General features: G+C 58.7%; 20 protein-coding genes. 8 read left to right on the top strand and 12 right to left on the bottom strand.

Annotation, left to right across the window (positions count from 1 at the left end; genetic code table 11):
- Positions 1 to 66 precede the first annotated feature (66 nt).
- Positions 67 to 651 (top strand): hypothetical protein, encoded by a 585-nt coding sequence (locus tag EL257_RS08175; RefSeq protein WP_126361444.1) that lies wholly within the window; start codon positions 67 to 69, stop codon positions 649 to 651.
- Between the two features lie 64 nt (positions 652 to 715).
- Positions 716 to 2,029: a PQQ-dependent sugar dehydrogenase gene (locus EL257_RS08170; protein ID WP_126361441.1), complete on the top strand. Its 1,314-nt coding sequence runs from the start codon at positions 716 to 718 to the stop codon at positions 2,027 to 2,029.
- Positions 2,030 to 2,160: 131 nt separating this feature from the next.
- Here the strand turns inward: EL257_RS08170 and EL257_RS08165 are convergent, their stop codons facing one another.
- The 5 genes from EL257_RS08165 to EL257_RS08145 form a co-directional block, all read right to left on the bottom strand.
- Entirely contained in the window at positions 2,161 to 2,697 is a 537-nt protein-coding gene (locus EL257_RS08165) for a C40 family peptidase (RefSeq protein ID WP_126361438.1), read from the bottom strand.
- 216 nt (positions 2,698 to 2,913) lie between these two features.
- Positions 2,914 to 3,531: a C40 family peptidase gene (locus EL257_RS08160; protein WP_126361435.1), complete on the bottom strand. Its 618-nt coding sequence runs from the start codon at positions 3,529 to 3,531 to the stop codon at positions 2,914 to 2,916.
- Positions 3,532 to 3,744: 213 nt separating this feature from the next.
- Positions 3,745 to 4,449: a DnaA regulatory inactivator Hda gene (hda, locus tag EL257_RS08155; RefSeq protein WP_126361432.1), complete on the bottom strand. Its 705-nt coding sequence runs from the start codon at positions 4,447 to 4,449 to the stop codon at positions 3,745 to 3,747.
- A 217-nt stretch (positions 4,450 to 4,666) separates the two neighbouring features.
- Complete coding sequence (locus tag EL257_RS08150; RefSeq protein ID WP_126361429.1) at positions 4,667 to 5,740, bottom strand: AI-2E family transporter; 1,074 nt, start codon at positions 5,738 to 5,740, stop codon at positions 4,667 to 4,669.
- A gap of 34 nt (positions 5,741 to 5,774) precedes the next feature.
- Positions 5,775 to 6,833, bottom strand: a complete 1,059-nt coding sequence (locus EL257_RS08145) for a DUF2066 domain-containing protein (protein WP_126361426.1) — start codon at positions 6,831 to 6,833, stop codon at positions 5,775 to 5,777.
- Between the two features lie 374 nt (positions 6,834 to 7,207).
- Here EL257_RS08145 and purM point away from each other — a divergent pair, with 374 nt between their 5' ends.
- The 3 genes from purM to EL257_RS08130 are packed head-to-tail and all read left to right on the top strand — an operon-like array spanning position 7,208 to position 9,638.
- Positions 7,208 to 8,266 (top strand): phosphoribosylformylglycinamidine cyclo-ligase, encoded by a 1,059-nt coding sequence (gene purM / locus EL257_RS08140; protein WP_126361423.1) that lies wholly within the window; start codon positions 7,208 to 7,210, stop codon positions 8,264 to 8,266.
- Entirely contained in the window at positions 8,266 to 8,916 is a 651-nt protein-coding gene (gene purN / locus EL257_RS08135) for a phosphoribosylglycinamide formyltransferase (RefSeq protein ID WP_126361420.1), read from the top strand. The genes purM and purN overlap by 1 nt, the downstream gene beginning before the upstream one ends.
- An 8-nt stretch (positions 8,917 to 8,924) precedes the next feature.
- Positions 8,925 to 9,638 carry a DUF3108 domain-containing protein gene (locus tag EL257_RS08130; protein WP_126361417.1) on the top strand — a complete coding sequence of 238 codons (714 nt, stop codon included), beginning with the start codon at positions 8,925 to 8,927 and terminating at the stop codon, positions 9,636 to 9,638.
- 268 nt (positions 9,639 to 9,906) lie between these two features.
- On the opposite strand, the gene EL257_RS08125 is transcribed toward EL257_RS08130, so the two are convergent.
- Positions 9,907 to 10,953 (bottom strand): amidohydrolase family protein, encoded by a 1,047-nt coding sequence (locus EL257_RS08125; protein ID WP_126361414.1) that lies wholly within the window; start codon positions 10,951 to 10,953, stop codon positions 9,907 to 9,909.
- 129 nt (positions 10,954 to 11,082) lie between these two features.
- Between EL257_RS08125 and EL257_RS08120 the strand changes: the two genes are divergently transcribed.
- Together EL257_RS08120 and EL257_RS08115 are read left to right on the top strand one after the other, a co-directional pair.
- Positions 11,083 to 11,499: an OsmC family protein gene (locus tag EL257_RS08120; protein ID WP_126361411.1), complete on the top strand. Its 417-nt coding sequence runs from the start codon at positions 11,083 to 11,085 to the stop codon at positions 11,497 to 11,499.
- Between the two features lie 61 nt (positions 11,500 to 11,560).
- On the top strand, positions 11,561 to 12,427 hold the full coding sequence (locus EL257_RS08115; RefSeq protein ID WP_126361408.1) for a pirin family protein: 867 nt from the start codon (positions 11,561 to 11,563) through the stop codon (positions 12,425 to 12,427).
- A gap of 195 nt (positions 12,428 to 12,622) precedes the next feature.
- On the opposite strand, the gene EL257_RS08110 is transcribed toward EL257_RS08115, so the two are convergent.
- The 4 genes from EL257_RS08110 to EL257_RS08095 all read right to left on the bottom strand — a co-directional run bounded on the left by EL257_RS08110 (position 12,623) and on the right by EL257_RS08095 (position 16,332).
- Positions 12,623 to 13,351 carry a dienelactone hydrolase family protein gene (locus EL257_RS08110; RefSeq protein WP_126361405.1) on the bottom strand — a complete coding sequence of 243 codons (729 nt, stop codon included), beginning with the start codon at positions 13,349 to 13,351 and terminating at the stop codon, positions 12,623 to 12,625.
- A 69-nt stretch (positions 13,352 to 13,420) separates the two neighbouring features.
- The gene (gene htpG / locus EL257_RS08105) at positions 13,421 to 15,325 is read right to left on the bottom strand and encodes a molecular chaperone HtpG (RefSeq protein ID WP_126361402.1); all 1,905 of its coding nucleotides are present in this window, start codon (positions 15,323 to 15,325) and stop codon (positions 13,421 to 13,423) included.
- A gap of 81 nt (positions 15,326 to 15,406) precedes the next feature.
- Positions 15,407 to 15,859 (bottom strand): PaaI family thioesterase, encoded by a 453-nt coding sequence (locus EL257_RS08100; RefSeq protein ID WP_126361400.1) that lies wholly within the window; start codon positions 15,857 to 15,859, stop codon positions 15,407 to 15,409.
- Positions 15,856 to 16,332, bottom strand: coding sequence for a PaaI family thioesterase (locus EL257_RS08095; protein WP_126361397.1), 477 nt, complete (start codon positions 16,330 to 16,332; stop codon positions 15,856 to 15,858). Before EL257_RS08095 ends, EL257_RS08100 begins: the two co-directional genes overlap by 4 nt.
- A gap of 158 nt (positions 16,333 to 16,490) precedes the next feature.
- Between EL257_RS08095 and EL257_RS08090 the strand changes: the two genes are divergently transcribed.
- Positions 16,491 to 16,727, top strand: coding sequence for a hypothetical protein (locus EL257_RS08090; RefSeq protein WP_008082962.1), 237 nt, complete (start codon positions 16,491 to 16,493; stop codon positions 16,725 to 16,727).
- 64 nt (positions 16,728 to 16,791) lie between these two features.
- On the opposite strand, the gene EL257_RS08085 is transcribed toward EL257_RS08090, so the two are convergent.
- Together EL257_RS08085 and EL257_RS08080 are read right to left on the bottom strand one after the other, a co-directional pair.
- Complete coding sequence (locus EL257_RS08085) at positions 16,792 to 17,193, bottom strand: MAPEG family protein (RefSeq protein ID WP_126361394.1); 402 nt, start codon at positions 17,191 to 17,193, stop codon at positions 16,792 to 16,794.
- Positions 17,193 to 17,930, bottom strand: coding sequence for a DUF599 domain-containing protein (locus EL257_RS08080; protein WP_126361391.1), 738 nt, complete (start codon positions 17,928 to 17,930; stop codon positions 17,193 to 17,195). The genes EL257_RS08085 and EL257_RS08080 overlap by 1 nt, the downstream gene beginning before the upstream one ends.
- Positions 17,931 to 18,115: the final 185 nt, after the last annotated feature.

Below are 18,115 nucleotides of genomic sequence, written 5' to 3'. Positions count from 1 at the left end.
CAAGTGATATCAAAGAGCCATGCTTTTCACAAAAAGCCCACCACAACAATAAGAAGGATGATGACGATGCAAGGCATGATCATCAGCAACCCGCGCCTGGAATTCCTGCGCCCGGTGCTTGAACGCTGGTTTGACTGTATCGACCGCTACAACGCCGTGCGCGGTGACAGCGACACGCCTTACTGGCACGACGAGAAAGCCAATCTCGGCCTGCTCACAGCGGCAGCATGGATGGCCGAGCTGGTGACCCTCAACGACACGCCGACGCGCAAACAGACCGAAGAAGGCGAGCGTAACGCACGGGCAGATCTGTTCCTCGCCAGCGCTGAAGATCGAGCCTACATTCAGGCCACACAACGCTGGCCAAAGGTGAACAACCTCAACCTGACGCAAGCCTTGCTAGACATCACCAGCGATGCCAAGCGCATCGGTTTTGCCAGCGATCTAAAACTCGGCTGCCTGTTCATCGCCCCGCAAAAGGCCCAGCACAGCGCCAGCCCCGAAGAGTTGCAGGACATGGTCGACGATCTGCAAAAGGAACACACCTGCGCCGTGGCCTGGTATTTCCCCTACGCCTACCGCAAGTTGCGCAGCGAGGCTGGCCATTATCATCCGGGTATCGCCGTATTGTTCAAGGAAGCCCGCGGCTGAGGTTGAACCATCGGGCTCGCCCTCTCCTCTATGATTAGGAATGCATTCATAGGGAAGATCAGCAATGCGCAAGCCCCAACTCGTTTTCGTCATCGCCCTCGCCGGAGGGCTCGCCGCCTGCGGTGAGACCTCTAGCCTGCAAGTTTCCGACGGTACCGGACCGGCGCCGAAACTGCCTGAACCGAACAAGACGCTGATCCCGACGGTGAATATCGCCCCTGCGGTCGGCTGGCCCGAGGGCGGCAAACCGACCGCGGTTGCCGGTACTCAGGTGGCGGCATTTGCCGACGGCCTCGATCACCCGCGCTGGCTGTATGTGCTGCCGAACGGCGATGTGCTGGTGGCGGAAACCAACGCCCCGCCGAAACCGGATGACAGCAAAGGCATCAAGGGCTGGGTGATGAAGAAAGTCATGGGCAAGGCCGGGGCCGGCGTGCCGAGCGCGAATCGCATCACCCTGCTGCGCGACGCCGACCACGATGGCGTGGCAGAAACCCGCACGGTATTTCTGCAGAATCTCAACTCTCCGTTCGGCATGACGCTGGTCGGCAACGATCTGTATGTGGCCGACACCGACCGCCTGCTGCGCTTCAACTACGAGCCCGGCGCGACCGAGATAAAAACCCAGCCGATCAAAGTCGTCGACTTGCCCGGGGGCACGCTGAACCATCACTGGACCAAAAACGTCATCGCCAGCAAGGACGGCAACAAGCTGTACGTCACGGTCGGCTCGAACAGCAACGTCGGCGAAAACGGTCTGGACCAGGAAGAAGGTCGCGCGGCGATCTGGGAAGTCGATCGCGCGACCGGCAATCATCGAATTTTCGCCTCAGGCATCCGCAACCCCAACGGCCTCGCTTGGGAACCGACAACTGGCGCACTGTGGACAGCGGTCAACGAGCGCGACGAGATCGGCAGCGATCTGGTGCCGGACTACATCACGTCGGTGAAGGACGGCGGTTTCTATGGCTGGCCTTTCAGCTATTACGGGCAGCACGTCGATGTGCGGGTCAAACCGCAGAATCTCGACCTGGTCGCCAAAGCGATCGTTCCGGATTACGCCGTCGGCCCGCACACCGCGTCTCTGGGCCTGACCTTCGCCGAGGGCAACAGCCTGCCGGCGCAATTCAAGGAAGGCGCATTTATTGGCCAGCACGGTTCCTGGAACCGCAAACCGCACAGCGGCTACAAAGTGATTTTCGTGCCGTTCAGCGGCGGTAAGCCGACTGGGCAACCGGTCGATGTGTTGAGCGGATTCCTCGACAAGGACGAGAACGCATTGGGCCGCCCGGTAGGCGTAGTGATCGATCAGCAAGGTGGCTTGCTGGTGGCCGATGATGTGGGGAACAAGGTTTGGCGCGTTTCGGCCGCCAAATGATTAACGCCTGACACAAGACAACTGTAGGAGTGAGCCTGCTCGCGATAGGCCTTGTCAGTCGACATCATTGTTGACTGAAAGACCGCTATCGCGAGCAGGCTCACTCCTACAGGGATTGTGTAATATTTGATCTAAGGGTTATGCGCCAACTGCCCCGGCTGCAACACCCGCTTGGCGCTCAGATAGGCCTTCTGCCAATACGCCTTCGACAGGCTGTCCAACTTGACCGTGCCTCCCGTGGCCGGCGCATGCACAAAGCGCCCTTCTCCGACATAAATGCCCGCGTGACTCACCTGCGAACCGCCATTGGTGGCGAAGAAAATCAGGTCACCGGTCTGCAAGCCTTCCTTGCCAACATTCGGTGCCTGCATGACGATCATTTCGCGGGTTGAGCGTGGCAGCGCAATACCCGCTGCGTCGCGGTAGACAAAGCCGATCAGGCCACTGCAATCGAAACCCGAATCCGGCGTATTGCCGCCCCAGCGATAAGGCGTGCCAACCAGGCCGAGTGCGCGGAACAGCACGTCTTCAGCAACGGGAGAAAACGCCTGGGCCGGGCCGAACACGATCGGCGCGCGAACCACGGGGGCTGGCGGTGGCGGGCGACTGGCGCAGGCGCTGAGCAGCGCGGCACAAAGGATCAAAGTGAGGCGGGCCGACATCGTCATAAGCAGAACATCCTGATCTGGCTGCGGCTTTCTCTGCCGAGTGGACAGAAACAAAACCGCCTGCGTCAGCACGCAGGCGGTTTGCCATCAATTAGATTCAGGATTCTAGCGGCTACGCGGCAAACTTCAAGTAAGACTTTAACTTCACCTTGTAAAGTTTAGGTCTACTCCGTTGCCGGGCCGATTTGTCGCCACGAACGCGGCGACATCGGAAGATTATTTGCGAGCGGTGACCACGGTCGGCGCCATGGCGAGTGCACGCTTGGCTTCGATGAAGGTCTTGCTCCAGTAGCTGTCACCGAGGCTGTCGATGCGAACACCGCCGCTGCGACGACTGCTGGAATGGATGAACTGGTTATCACCCAGGTAGATCCCGGCGTGACTGACGCGACCGCGACGACCGTTAGTGGCGAAGAACAGCAAGTCGCCCGGCTCAAGATTGCTGCGCGAGACCAGCGGCGCGTCCACGTTGATCATTTCGCGGGTGGAGCGAGGCAGGTTCATGCCGGCTTCTTCGCGGAACAGATAACCGATAAAGCCGCTGCAGTCGAAACCGGCTTCAGACGTACCGCCAAAACGATAGCGGGTACCGATCAGGGACATGCCGCGTTCGAGAATGCTGTCGGCCAGAACAGGAAGCTGATAAGGCTTGCTGCCGTTGAATTCGTTGAGTTCTTTTTCGGTGTCCAGCTCGTCCTGATAAATAACGGAGGACTGGGCAGTGGCAGAATTTTTTACCTGCTGAGGCGGCTCTTGAACTGGAGAATGAGCGGCACAACCGAACAACAGGGTAACAAGTGCGAGAGGCACGAGGGGTGCGAAGCGCTTTAGCATGGGCACGACCGTGGCTGATAGTTGTAAAGAAGGCGAGACTATGCCCGCTATCAGACCCATTTGCAAATTCAATCGAACTTTATGTGACTTCCCGGTTTCTCGTTTACATCTAAGCGCTCAAGCCCATTTGAGACGAGACGCGGCCTGCAATGGCGCGGGAAAGCGGATTTTCTGGCGCCTGAATTATGCCGAAATGCGCTGAAAGCCGCGCCGTTACCAGCCCAGCGTTTCTTTTAGGAAGGGAATGGTCAGTTTGCGTTGTGCCTGCAAGGACGCCTGATCGAGTTGTTCGAGAAGATCGAACAACGCACTCATGCTGCGGGTACCGCGAGTCAGAATGAAATGTCCGACTTCATCTGTGAGGTGCAAACCACGGCGCGACGCGCGCAATTGCAAGGCGCGCAATTTGTCTTCATCGGAGAGCGGGCGCATCTGGAAGATCAGTGCCATGGTCAGACGTGATTTCAAATCGGCCAGCTTCACAGACAACTCACGCGGTGAAACGGAAGCAGCAATCAACAAGCGCCGACCGCTGTCACGCAGGCGGTTGAACAGATGAAACATCGCCTCTTCCCAGTCAGCCTTGCCGGCAATCACCTGCAGATCATCCAGGCAAACCAGTTCGTACTGTTCGAGGTTGTCGAGGATTTCGACGCCGCGGTCCATCAACTCGGCCAGCGGCAGATACACCGCCGGCTCGCCCATCTGCTCGAAGCGCAGGCAAGCTGCCTGCAACAGATGCGTGCGCCCTACGCCGTGCTTGCCCCACAGATAAATCAAGCTCTCTGTCCAGCCGGCGTCGGCTTCGCATAGACGCTCGACATAGCCGAGTGCAGCGGCATTGGCGCCTGGGTAGTAGTTGATAAAGGTGGCGTCGTCACGCAGACGCACACCTAGGGGCAGCTGAATCGGTTTCATGCTGACTGAACAGTTCTCAAGGAACCGTTAGTGGCCTCTGTGTAAAGTTGGCGAAGTTTATACCCGTGAAGCTGAGCGCACAATGCGACAGAGTCCAAGCAAAATCAAAGGTTTGCGTTAACACATTGGTTTTATGACAGATTCTTTGGCACGCCCGGGCGAAGAATGCCTGCATGAGCCGGGCCAACCCGGCGCTCCGCCGGGCGGACCCTAGCCGTCACAACTCCGGTTCGTCGGCGCCACTATAAATGTCAGAGTCCTTGTACAAGTCATGGACGTGGCGCACCAGCACCATGATCACCGCCGCCACCGGCAGCGCCAGCAACACGCCGGTAAAACCGAACAGTTCGCCGCCCGCCAGAATCGCAAAGATCACCGCCACCGGGTGCAGACCGATGCGATCGCCGACCAGCAGCGGCGTCAGCACCATGCCTTCCAGCGCCTGCCCCACCATGAACACCGCGACGATTCCGACCATCGGATACAGATCGCCACCAAACTGGAACAACCCGGCAATCAACGCCGCGCCAATGCCGATCACGAACCCCATGTACGGCACGATCGCCGCCAAACCCGCAATCAAACCGATCAACAGCCCCAGTTCCAACCCGACGATCATCAAGCCCGCTGCGTAAATCACGCCCAGCGCCACCATCACCAACAACTGGCCGCGAACAAAGGCCCCCAGCACCTCATGGCATTCGCCGGCGAGCGCAACGATTGTGGGCTCACGATCACGCGGCAGCAGGCTGCGGATCTTGGCCATCATCACGTCCCAGTCACGCAGCAGGTAGAAACTCACCACCGGGATCAATACCAGATTGGCCAGCCAGCCGATCAGCGCCAGGCTCGACGCGGTCGCCTGACTCAGCACCACGCTGACAATGTCAGTGGTCTGGCCCATGTGCTCGCTGATCGCCGCTTTGACCTTGTCGAACTTCCAGAAACCGTCCGAAAGGCCGAGCTTCGCCTGCGCCCATGGCAGTGCCGAATGCTGCAGCCAGTCGAGCATTTGCGGCGCCAGTTCGTACAAACGCAGCAACTGCTTGGCAAGCATGGGCACCAGCACCAATAGCAACGCGGTCACGATCAGGGTGAACAGGGCAAACACCGCGATCACCCCCCAGGTTCGTGACAAACCGAGGCGCTCCAGGCGATCCACCAGCGGATCGAACAGGTACGCCAGCAACAGCGCGACCAGGAACGGCGTGAGGATCGGGTGCAGCAACCAGACAAATGCGCAAAGCAGGACTACCCCACCGAGCCAGAACCAACGCCGTGTATCGGCCATTTACCACTCCTGATGTTTCTATATAAGGAAAGACTTACCAGCGAAACCGCAATGACGGTGCCGCCGGGACCGGGGCCGGCGGCGCGACCGGGGCCGCACCGGCCTCCGCAGGTTGTGGTGCTGCCACCGGAGCCGCAGCTTCGGCGGGCAACTCCTGCAATTTGGCCAGCGACAATTGCGCGCGCATTTGATCGGCACTGCCATTGACCCGATAGACAATGCGATCGCCATCCACACTTTGCAGACGCACACCGAACGGTTCGAGTAACCGCAACAGCGCCGCGTAATGCTCAAGATTCATGCCCTGAACTTCCAGCGTCTGCTGACCTGAAGCCCCAGGTTTGGCGACGAAACGCGGCGCCAGACGCTCAGCCACAGCCAGCATCACTGCGTCAGCGACGGCGGCCTGATCGGCACCCTGCACGCTGCCGGCCTCTTTTTGCTCACCCAACCACAGACGCCATTTGGCCTGCCACTGCCCGCCTTCCTCGCGGGCGTGCACGGCGAGCAAAGCATCCGCACTGTAGCGCTCGGACGCCGCGCGCAACGGTGCCGCATCTGCACCTTCAAGAACTGGCGCGGTGGCGACTAACTGTTCACTGAGATCCGCCAGCGGCAAACGCAACGGCAAACCACGATGTTGCGCCGCGGTACGCAAAGGTGCCGCCGCAGCCTGACCATCGCCGACCAGGCTCGAACCTTCAGCCGAATCGTTGAGCCACCAACTCAGGATCGACGGCCGACTGGCGCCCCACATCGACAATCCGGCACGACGCAACGCTTGCTCGGTGCTGGCCGGGTCGAAATCGATTTTCAGCACCTCTGGCGGCCCGGCGTCAAAACCGAACTGGCTGATGATCTGCTGCGGGTCCTTGCGCAGGGCCGCCAGGCCCGGACTTTGTGGCGCCTTCGGATCTCCGGTCAGGCGCAGCACCAGCGTATCAAGCGCCGCTTGCGTGGCGCGATCACGTTCCTGCGGCGCCTGGCCGCTGACCGGCTCACGCACCTGATAAAGACCTTTGAGGTTTTCGGCATGACTCGCCAGGCTGATCAGCGATAAACAGCCCACAAACAATAATTTGCACAGACGCATGGAGAATTCCCGTCGACAGGAGCGGCTGGAACAGGCCGCGTGAACCGGTTGAGCAACGCTGTGACCCTTTGCCGTTGCAAAACATTCACACGGCGGCGATAAGTTTTTGCACACTGATAACGATAGACGGTTAATAGCCAGACCTTATACAGGCACTCGTACCCTGCGATTGCAAAAAATTTCCGGAGATAATGGCCCTGCCCGTCGGTGCGAGGATGGCCGCTGCCCCTCAAGCCTGATAAAATCGCGCGCCTTCGCAGACCGGCAACAGCCGGGCACCCCGAAACTCGCGTGAGGCCATCGCCCCGTCGATTTCGAAGTTCCCGCTGAACTCGGTCGTTACCCCTGAATCCCCTCCCCTAAAGGCCTGGATCATGAGCAAGCAACCCTCCCTGAGCTACAAGGACGCCGGTGTAGACATCGACGCCGGTGAAGCATTGGTCGAACGCATCAAGAGCGTCGCCAAGCGCACCGCGCGCCCGGAAGTCATGGGCGGCCTGGGCGGTTTCGGCGCCCTCTGCGAAATCCCGGCCGGCTACAAGCAGCCAGTGCTGGTGTCCGGCACCGACGGCGTTGGCACCAAGCTGCGTCTGGCATTGAACCTGAACAAGCACGACAGCATCGGCATCGATCTGGTCGCCATGTGCGTGAATGACCTGGTGGTGTGCGGCGCCGAGCCACTGTTCTTCCTCGATTACTATGCCACTGGCAAACTCAACGTCGACACCGCCGCCCAAGTGGTTACCGGCATTGGCGCTGGCTGCGAATTGTCGGGTTGCTCGCTGGTCGGCGGCGAAACCGCTGAAATGCCAGGCATGTACGAAGGCGAAGACTACGACCTGGCCGGTTTCTGCGTCGGCGTGGTGGAAAAAGCGGAAATCATCGACGGGTCGAAAGTCGCCACCGGTGACGCGCTGATCGCTCTGCCATCGTCGGGCCCGCACTCCAACGGCTACTCGCTGATCCGCAAAATCATCGAAGTGTCGGGTGCTGACATCGAAAACATCCAGCTCGACGGCAAACCACTGACCGACCTGCTGATGGCTCCGACCCGTATCTACGTGAAGCCGCTGCTCAAGCTGATCAAAGACACCGGCGCCGTCAAAGCCATGGCCCACATCACCGGTGGCGGCCTGCTCGACAACATCCCGCGCGTTCTGCCAAAAGGCGCTCAAGCTGTGGTTGACGTGGCCAGCTGGACCCGCCCGGCCGTGTTCGACTGGCTGCAAGAGAAAGGCAACGTTGACGAAACCGAGATGCACCGCGTGCTGAACTGCGGCGTCGGCATGGTCATCTGCGTCGCTCAGGAGCACGTCGAAGTAGCGCTGAGTACGCTGCGTGACGCCGGCGAGCAGCCGTGGGTAATCGGCCAGATCGCTGCCGCCGCCGAAGGTGCCGCTCAGGTTGATCTGCAGAACCTTAAGGCTCATTAATGACCGCAACCTGTGATGTCGTGGTGCTGTTGTCCGGCACCGGCAGTAACTTGCAGGCTCTGATCGACAGCACGCGGACCGGCGACAGCCCGGTCCGCATCGCTGCGGTGATTTCCAACCGCGCCGACGCCTACGGCCTGCAACGCGCCAGTGCTGCGGGTATCGCCACCCGCTCGCTGGATCACAAGGCATTCGAAGGTCGCGAGGCCTTCGATGCTGCACTGATCGAACTGATCGACGAATTCAATCCCAAACTCGTGGTAATGGCCGGTTTCATGCGCATCCTCAGCGCTGATTTCGTGCGCCACTATCAGGGCCGCCTGCTCAACATCCACCCGTCGCTGCTGCCAAAATACAAAGGGTTACACACTCATCAGCGCGCGCTGGAGGCCGGCGACACGGAACATGGCTGCTCTGTGCACTTCGTCACCGAGGAACTCGATGGCGGACCGCTGGTCGTACAGGCAGTATTACCGGTAGAGTTGCATGACACGCCGCAGAGTCTGGCGCAGCGAATCCATGTTCAGGAACACCGGATCTACCCGATGGCCGTACGCTGGTTTGCCGAAGGCAGACTCGCACTCGGTGAACACGGTGCTTCACTGGACGGCCAGTTACTCGCGGCCAGCGGCCACTTGATTCGAATCTAGGAGATATTATGCGTCGCGCCCTGCTCTTCGCTTGCGCTCTGCTTGCCCTGCCCTTCGCGCAGGCAGCGGACCTTCAACCGTTCTCCGCCAGCTACACCGCCGACTGGAAACAGCTACCCATGAGCGGCACCGCCGAGCGCAGCCTGACCAAGGAAGCCAACGGCGTCTGGAAGCTCAGCTTCAAGGCCTCGATGATGATCGCCAGCCTGAATGAAGAAAGCACCCTGACCGTCGACAAGGACACGCTGCTGCCGCAGTCCTACCACTTCGAACGTGGTGGCCTGGGCAAAGCGAAAAAGGCTGATCTGGACTTCGACTGGAACAGCAAAATGGTCACGGGTACCGACCGTGGCGACGCGGTGAAAATCCCGCTGAACCGTGGCATGGTCGACAAGTCCACCTATCAATTGGCGTTGCAGCATGACGTTGCTGCCGGCAAGAAGACCATGAGCTATCAAGTGGTCGATGACGGCGAAGTCGATACGTACGATTTCCGCGTGCTGGGTTCCGAGAAAGTCGAGACCAAGGCTGGCCAGATCGATGCGATCAAGGTCGAGCGCGTCCGCGACCCGACTCAAAGCAAGCGCATCACCGTGTTGTGGTTCGCCAAGGACTGGGATTACTTGCTGGTCCGCCTGCAACAGGTTGAGACCGACGGCAAGGAATACAACATCATGCTCCAGGACGGCACCGTCAACGGCAAAGCTGTCAAAGGCAGCTGATCCGCCACCACAACAAAGAGCCCCGTTAAATGCGGGGCTTTTTTTTGCCTGCAATTCCCGCCACACCGCCCCCCCTGTATTTTTTTGCCTGCAATTCCCGCCACACTGCCACCCCTGTAGGAGCTGACGAGTGCAACGAGGCTGCGATCTTTTCATGCTTGCATCGAATCAAGATCAAAAGATCGCAGCCTCGTTGCACTCGTCAGCTCCTACAGGGGATTTGGTCGCATCGGGATATTGGCGACCATCGTCAGCTCACAGCGAACGATCATCGCGAGGACCCGGTTGTTGCCGCTGCACGCGGCAATATCGCCAGGAAGTTGTCCCGTGCGACTTTTCGCGCTACTGCTTCCGGCAGCGCGTCGAGAAACGGTTTATAGCTGTGCATTTCCTGACCGAGCTTGTTGAACCGTCCTACGACGTCTGAGCCGAGCATGAAGCGCTCCGGATACTTTTCCACCAGCGCCAGCCACTCCGGTCGAGGCTGGCCCTGCTCGTCCAGCAGATACGGCGTGAGCATGCTCCAGGACAGATCGATGAACAGGTTGGGATAGGCTTCAAGCAGGCGCGTCAAAGTTGGCAAGAGAAACGGCAACTGCGTCTGATGCCGATGGATTTCCGCACTGGTGCCAGCGTGTGCCCAGATGAAACGGGTATGCGGATGATTGCGCAGCGGCTCCTCGACTTCCTTCAGGTACAGCGGATTTTTCTCACGCTTGGAGGTGATGTTGGAGTGCAGCATCACTGGCAAATCGTTTTCCGCGGCAAGGTGATAAATTCTGGTCATTGCCTCGTTGTTGGCGCGTGGCGTGTCGCCGGACGTCAACGCCGTGAGGTCGTCATGCCGGGTGAATACTTCGCCGATGCCCTGCCAGAGGCCGGGGTACAGGTCGAGCATGCGCTGGATGTGCGCAGCGGAATTCTTGTCGTTGGGATTGAAGCCCGACAGAAAAGGATGAAAGTACTGACGCTGTTCGGGCGATAGTTTCTGCACCGCATCGGCAACGATCACATCCGTGGCGCTGTACCAATAGGCATCGGCGTCGTCCCCCGCGTAGTAGCGCGGACGCTTGGGTTCGTCTTCGTGCCACTTCTTCGCCACGGGAATGCCGGAAATCATCACGTGCTCGATGGAATTTTCTTGCATGGCCGTCAGCAATTTCTGCATGCCGGCTGTTTCCTGGAAAAAATCCACGTAGTGCAGGTGCGCATCGCTGTAGGTGTATTCACGGGCGCTGGCGCTACCGGCAACCACCAGCAGGCAGGCGAGACTCAAACGATACAGGGACACAAGTAATCTCCAGCAAATAGGCATAGCCTAGACCGCGCCCCAACGATAAGGGTTCATCGCGCAGGAAAGCGGAACGCGTACCGCGTGGGAATGTTCTATAACTGCGAGATCCCGTTTTATCGAACGATTTTTCCTACTGCCCGTGAGGTTTCCATGACTGTTACCGTCAATACCGTCTCCGCTGAAGGTTTTCGTCACACTGTCCAGATCGATGATCACGAGTTATTCGCCGACGTGCCGAAGACTGCCGGCGGTGAAGGCACCGCACCCGAGCCGCACGATTATTTCGACGCCGCACTCGGCGCCTGCAAGGCCCTGACCCTCAAGATGTACGCGAAGAAGAAAGACATTCCGCTGACCGGTGTCGGGGTCGAAGTGAAGCGCGACAACAGCGAGGAGCAGAAAGGCAAATACGCCCTGCATGTGACACTGACTCTCAAAGGCGTGCTGACCGACGCCCAGCGCGAGGAACTGCTGCGTGTCGCCCACCGCTGCCCGATCCACAAGCTGATGACCACCAGCGAAGTCACCATCGAAACTCACGCCCCGCAAGGCTTCGATAGCCAATAATCCTCCTCACGCCAGCGGCGGGTTATGCTTCTGGCATCACCCGCTCAGCCTGGAATCCACCATGGACACGCCACCCCTGATCATTCGCCCACGCGCCGAAGACGTCGAAGGGCAGCCGATTTTGCGCCCACTGCCGTCAGCCAAATGCCGCAATGTCGGGCCTTTCGTATTTTTCGATCACATGCTTGAGACGGTTTATCCGACAGGCAAAGGCATGGACATCCGACAGCATCCGCACATCGGTCTGTCGACCCTCACTTATCTGTTCCAAGGGCAGTTGCAACACAAAGACAGCCTTGGTTCGGATCAAGTGGTCAGCGCTGGCGATGTCAGCTGGATGACCGCCGGCAGCGCCATCGCCCATGTCGAGCGCACTCCTGCGCCGCTGCTCGCCGAAACTTTTACCCTGCACGGCTTGCAAGTCTGGCTGGCCTCGCCCAAGGCGCACGAGCAAGGCCCGGGACATTACAGCCACCACCCGGCCACGACGTTGCCAGTCAGCGATAACCTTGGCGTGCAGATCCGGATGATCGCCGGGTCAGGCTTTTGCCTGGAATCGCCGGTGCCGGTGCTTTCTCCTACGCTGTATGCGGAGGTAAACATGCAAACCGCGACCACGCTGCTAATCCCGATCGAACACGAAGAGCGCGCGATTTATGTCTTGAGTGGCGATGCGCAGCTGGATGGCGAGTTGATCGAGCCGCATGAGCTGGTGGTATTGCCAGCGGGCGAGGAGCTGAGTCTGTTTGCCGAAAGCGACGTACACGCAGTGGTGTTCGGCGGCGCGCCGCTGGACGGGCCGCGCCGAATCAACTGGAATTTTGTTGCCAGTGATCCGGCGGCCATCGATGAGGCACGGCGTAAATGGGCAGCCGGGGATTGGCCGACGGTGCCGGGGGAAGTCGAGCGGATCGAACTACCGCGCTAGGCCGCTTACCCTCACCCCAGCCCTCTCCCAGAGGGAGAGGGAGCCGACCGAGGTGTCTTGCGTTATACATCGACCTGAAAAGCCTCGGCGATTATGGATTCACCTATTCACGTTCAGGTCGACGCCACTCCCGAGCAACCCCCAATCAGTCCCCTCTCCCTCCGGGAGAGGGCTAGGGTGAGGGGTTTTTCGCTTTTAACCGTTGAACACTTCATCCAGCAGATCATGCATCGACTTGAACGCGCGCTTGGCCGTCTTCTCGTCGTACATCATCTTGCCCGGCACATTTGCATGCGGATCGGTAAACGAGTGCACGGCGCCGCCGTAACTCAACAGCTGCCAGTCCACATGCGCTGCGTTCATTTCGTCTTCAAACGCAGGCAACTGCTCTTTCGGCACCAACGGATCGGAAGCGCCGTGCAGCACCAGCACCGAGCCCTTGATGTTTTTCGCGTCCGCCGGGTTTGGCGAATCCAGCGTGCCGTGGAATGACACCACCGCTTTTACTGGCGCGCCGGTCCGCGCGAGATCCAGTGCACAGCAACCGCCGAAGCAGAAACCGAACACCGCCAGTTTCGAGGTATCCACCGCCGCCTCGCCCTGAGTCTGCAGATGTTCGAAGGCCACTTGCAGACGTTTGCGCAGCAGCGCGCGGTCGTCCTTGAGCGGCGTCATCGCAGCCAGCGCCTGATCGTTGTTCTGCGGACGCACGGCCTGACCGTAAACGTCGGCGATCAACACCACGTAACCCTCGGCCGCGACTGATTTGGCGATCTCTTCAGCGCCAGCACCAACACCCATCCAGTTCGGCGCCATCAGCAAGCCCGGACGCGCGCCTCTGTGCTCAGCGTCGAACGCCAGACGGCCTTCATAAGGCTGGCCGTCAATCTGATAGACCACGGAACGTACAGTGACTTGGCTCATTTCTCACTCCTGATTCGTTTAAACACCAGAATGAAAAAACCCGCCGAAGCGGGTTTTTCTACAACTTGATTAAACCGACAGTTCAACCAGCAGCTTGTTCAGACGGCGCACGTAAGCCGCCGGATCGTTCAAGCTGTCGCCAGCCGCCAGCGCGGCCTGATCGAAGAGGATGTGCGACAGGTCGCCAAAACGCTCTTCGCTTTGCTCGCCATCGAGTTTTTCGATGAGCGGGTGGCTTGGGTTGAATTCGAAGATCGGCTTCGAATCCGGCACCTTCTGCCCACTGGCTTCGAGGATCTGGCGCATTTGCAGGCCCAGGTCCTGTTCGCCAATGGCCAGGATGGCCGGCGAATCGGTCAGACGATGCGACACGCGAACTTCGGCGACGGAATCGCCCAGCGCGGTTTTCAGGCGCTCGACCAGACCCTCTTTGGACTTGGCGACCTCCTCTGCGGCTTTCTTGTCCTCTTCCGAGTCCAGATTGCCCAGATCCAGATCACCTCGCGCAACGTCGACAAAGGTCTTGCCATCGAATTCGCTGAGGTAGCTCATCAGCCACTCGTCGATGCGGTCGGTCAGCAGCAGCACTTCGATGCCTTTCTTGCGGAAGACTTCCAGGTGCGGGCTGTTCTTGACCTGCGCGTAGGTTTCGCCGGTGAGGTAGTAGATCTTGTCCTGACCTTCCTTGGCACGGGCCAGGTAGTCAGCCAGACCGACAACCTGCTCGCCGTCGTCGCCGTGGGTCGATGCGAAACGCAGCAGACCGGCAATTTTCTCTTTGTTGGCGAAATCTTCTGCCGGGCCTTCTTTCATGACCTGACCGAAGTTTTTCCAGAAGCCTTTGTATTGCTCAGGCTCGTTCTTTGCCAGTTTTTCCAGCATGTCCAGCACGCGCTTGGTCAGCGCGGTTTTCATCGAATCGATGATCGGGTCTTTCTGCAGGATTTCGCGCGACACGTTCAGCGACAGGTCGTTGGAATCGACCACACCTTTGATGAAGCGCAGGTACAGCGGCAGGAACGACTCGGCCTGATCCATGACGAACACGCGCTGGACATACAGCTTCAGGCCTTTGGGCGCTTCACGCTGGTACAGATCGAACGGTGCACGGGCCGGCACGTACAACAGCGAGCTGTACTCGAGCTTGCCTTCAACCTTGTTGTGGCTCCACGACAGCGGATTTTCGAAGTCGTGAGCGATGTGCTTGTAAAATTCCTGGTATTCCTCGTCCTTCACTTCAGTACGCGGACGGGTCCACAGTGCGCTGGCGCGGTTGACGGTTTCCCATTCGACGGCGGGAGCTTCTTCGCCTTCGGCGGCAGCAGCTTCTTTCGGCAGCTCGATCGGCAAAGCGATGTGGTCGGAGTATTTCTTGATGATGTTGCGCAGACGCCAGCCATCAGCGAACTCGTCTTCCGCCGCTTTGAGGTGCAAGACGATGCGTGTGCCGCGCTCTGCTTTTTCGATGGTGGCGACTTCGAACTCGCCCTCGCCTTTCGACGACCAGTGCACGCCTTCGCTCGCTGGAGTGCCCGCGCGACGGGAGTAAACGTCAACCTGGTCGGCAACGATGAAGGCGGAATAGAAGCCCACACCGAACTGGCCGATCAGGTGCGAATCTTTCTTCTGATCGCCGGAAAGGTTCTTCATGAAGTCGGCGGTGCCCGATTTGGCGATGGTCCCCAGATGGGTGATCACATCGTCACGGTTCATGCCGATACCGTTGTCTTCGAGGGTGACGGTCTTGGCGTCCTTGTCGAAGCTCACACGGATTTTCAGATCAGCGCCACCTTCGAGCAACTCTGGCTTGGCCAGGGCTTCGAAGCGCAGCTTGTCGACAGCGTCAGAGGCGTTCGAGATCAATTCGCGAAGGAAAATTTCCTTGTTGGAATACAGCGAATGGATCATGAGGTGCAGCAGCTGCTTTACCTCGGTCTGGAAGCCCAGGGTTTCCTTTTGAGTTTCCACACTCATGGTCATCAAACTCCAATCAGATGGCATTGGCCGCGACCCGAATGGTCGGCGGCGGGTTGTCATCTGAGTTTGGGGCGCTGTTCAGGATTTCAAGGGCTCATCGATTTTGAAATGTGCGCGAGCGGTGGCAATCGGTTCGCCCTCGGTGCTTTGCCAAGCAGTGATGGCCACGTTGGCGACGCGCCGGCCCTGGCGGCACACCTGACATTTGGCCCAGGTGTCGCGAAATTGCCCGGCGCGCAGGTAATCGAGGGAGAAGTCGATGATTTTCGGCACGCCCGGCGTCTCGGTGAAAATCAGCAAATGCAGGGCCGCCGCAAGCTCCATGAAGCCGGCAATCACCCCGCCGTGGATCGCCGGCAACAAAGGGTTACCAATGTTGTCCTTGTTCGCTGGCAACTTGAACAGCAATTCGTCGCCGACCCGCGCGCATTCAATGCCGATCAGCCCTGCATAAGGGATCAGTTGCAACAGTGGCGCGTAATCGCCTTCGGCATGCGCCTGCTGCAGGCGATCCTTGAGATCGCTGCTCATGGCTGAGCTCCCTTGATCGCGCCGGCGAAGCCTTTCGCGCCTTTGAGTCCTTTGCCCATGCGCATGAACGTGCCGACGACGTGGGCGATGGGTTGGTCTGGGTCGTCCTGATAGGCGAAGCCACGGGCGAAGATCACATCGGTGGTCACCCGATAGCACTGGGCAAAGCCATAGACATCTTTATGGGGTTCGGCGGCGTGCATGTAGTCGATGCGGAGATCCAGGGTCGGGCAGACTTCGAATTCGGGTAATACACACAGTGTGGACATGCCGCAGGCGGTATCCATCAACGAGGTAATTGCGCCGCCATGAATCACCCCGGTTTCGGGATTGCCGACGATTTTTTCGCTATAAGGCAGGATCACCGTCAGCCCTTCGCCGGACGCGCTGTGTAGTTGCAGGTTCAGCACCTGACAGTGGCGTAGTGCCGACAGAAAGCGCGTCGCGCGCTCAAAAACGGGGTTTTCAGCCATTCGATAATTACTCGCATTAAGGCGTTGTGCCAGTAGTGGGAAAAGCGGCAAAAGTTCCGTGATAAAACAAACTTATATATCTGAAACAAATGAGGAACTTAACCCGCGGCGCCGAGTTCTTAAGGCCAGTAGTTATTTTCCATAAGGAGAAACACCCCATGCGTAAGACTTTAGCTATTGCCTTGATGTTGACCGCTTCCCTCGGTCTCGCTGCCTGCGATAAAAAATCCGAGGACAAAGCTCAAGATGCCAACCAACATGCTGAGCAAGCTCAGCAAGACATGAACAAAGCTCAGGATAAAGTGAACGACGCAGCAAAAGAAAACGCTGAAGCTGCCAAAGCTCAGGCTGAATCGAACGCTGCTGCGCAAGACGAAGCTGCCAAGAAGCAATAAGCTCTTTGGTATAAAAAGAAAACCCGCCATGTGCGGGTTTTCTTTTGCCTGGAATTTACCGGGCTTAGAGCAACACAGTTCTGAACGTTGGACTAATCATCAGCAACAGCGAACAAACTAAGCCAACCAGCCATACCAGACTTCGCAGTGCGGGCACATCAGCCAGATAAAGCCACACGTAGAGGATCCGCGCGATCACAAAGATGATCGCCAGTGCATCGATCAACCAACCCGCGGTTTGTGTGGTATGCGCCATCAGCACGCCCACCGCGAATAGAATGAATGCCTCGATACTATTCTGGTGCGCAGCTAATGCTCTGGCGCCGTAACCGGTCAACTGTGCCTGCTGTTCGCGTGGCAGGTGGTTGTTGTAACCGCCCTGCTCTTTCATGGCTTTGCCCACCGGCATGCGCGCGATGTAGATCAACAGCGCACTGATAAATACACACCAGAACGGAATACTCATCAAACAGCCTCTTTGTTCGCCTCGGGGATGGGCGCTTCTGTAGGGGTATACACCATTACGTCAAGAACGTCGGAATGAAATTCGCGCCGGTACAACACCAGAACCACTCCGGCGCTCAATAACATGAACAACCATGGGCTGACGAACCACGCCAGCATGGTCATGCCGAAGTAATAAGAGCGCAGACCGAAGTTGAACTGGTTGGCCGCCATCGAAATCACCCGCGCGGCCCGCGCAGCGAACGCCTTGCGCTCCTGTTCGGAGACATGTCGTTCGCCGATCATCGGCGCCGAACCAACCAGCACCGCTGCAAAGTTGTACTGACGCATGCACCAGCTGAAAGTGAAGAAGGCGTAGACGAAGACCATGGCCAGACACAGCAGTTTGATCTCCGACATTCCCTGTGACGCCTGCTGCACCATCGGGATGTCCGCCAATAACGACACCGCCCGCTCGGACGCGCCAAGCACCGTGAGAATACCGGCAAGAATGATCAGCGTACTGGACGCAAAGAATGAAGCGTTGCGCTCCAGGTTACCGATCACACTGGCATCGGCAATGCGGTTGTCACGCAGCAACATGCGTCGCATCCAGTCTTCGCGGTACAGGTGCAGCACGCTAGCCAGGCACGCAGTATCGCGGCCCTTCCAGGTGGCATAACGGGTGTAACCGCCCCAGCAGATGACGAACCAGCACGCGGCGAGCAGGTGGATCAGATTGGCTTGGATGAACGACATGCAAATCCCTGTGAGATGTGAACACGGTACGAACGACCTGTGGGAGCGAGCCTGCTCGCGATAGCGTTTTGTCAGTCAATACAATGGTGACTGCCAGACCGCTATCGCGAGCAGGCTCACTCCTACATAAAAGCTAAGCAACCCTTCGACGTTAGCTCAGCAAAAAAGACACTGCCTCGCGCATA

The sequence above is a fragment of the Pseudomonas fluorescens genome (assembly GCF_900636825.1).
GTDB classification, from domain to species: Bacteria; Pseudomonadota; Gammaproteobacteria; order Pseudomonadales; family Pseudomonadaceae; genus Aquipseudomonas; species Aquipseudomonas fluorescens_BG.
Note: the sequence above shows the minus strand (reverse complement) of the source record. Positions and strands in the feature narration are given on the sequence as shown.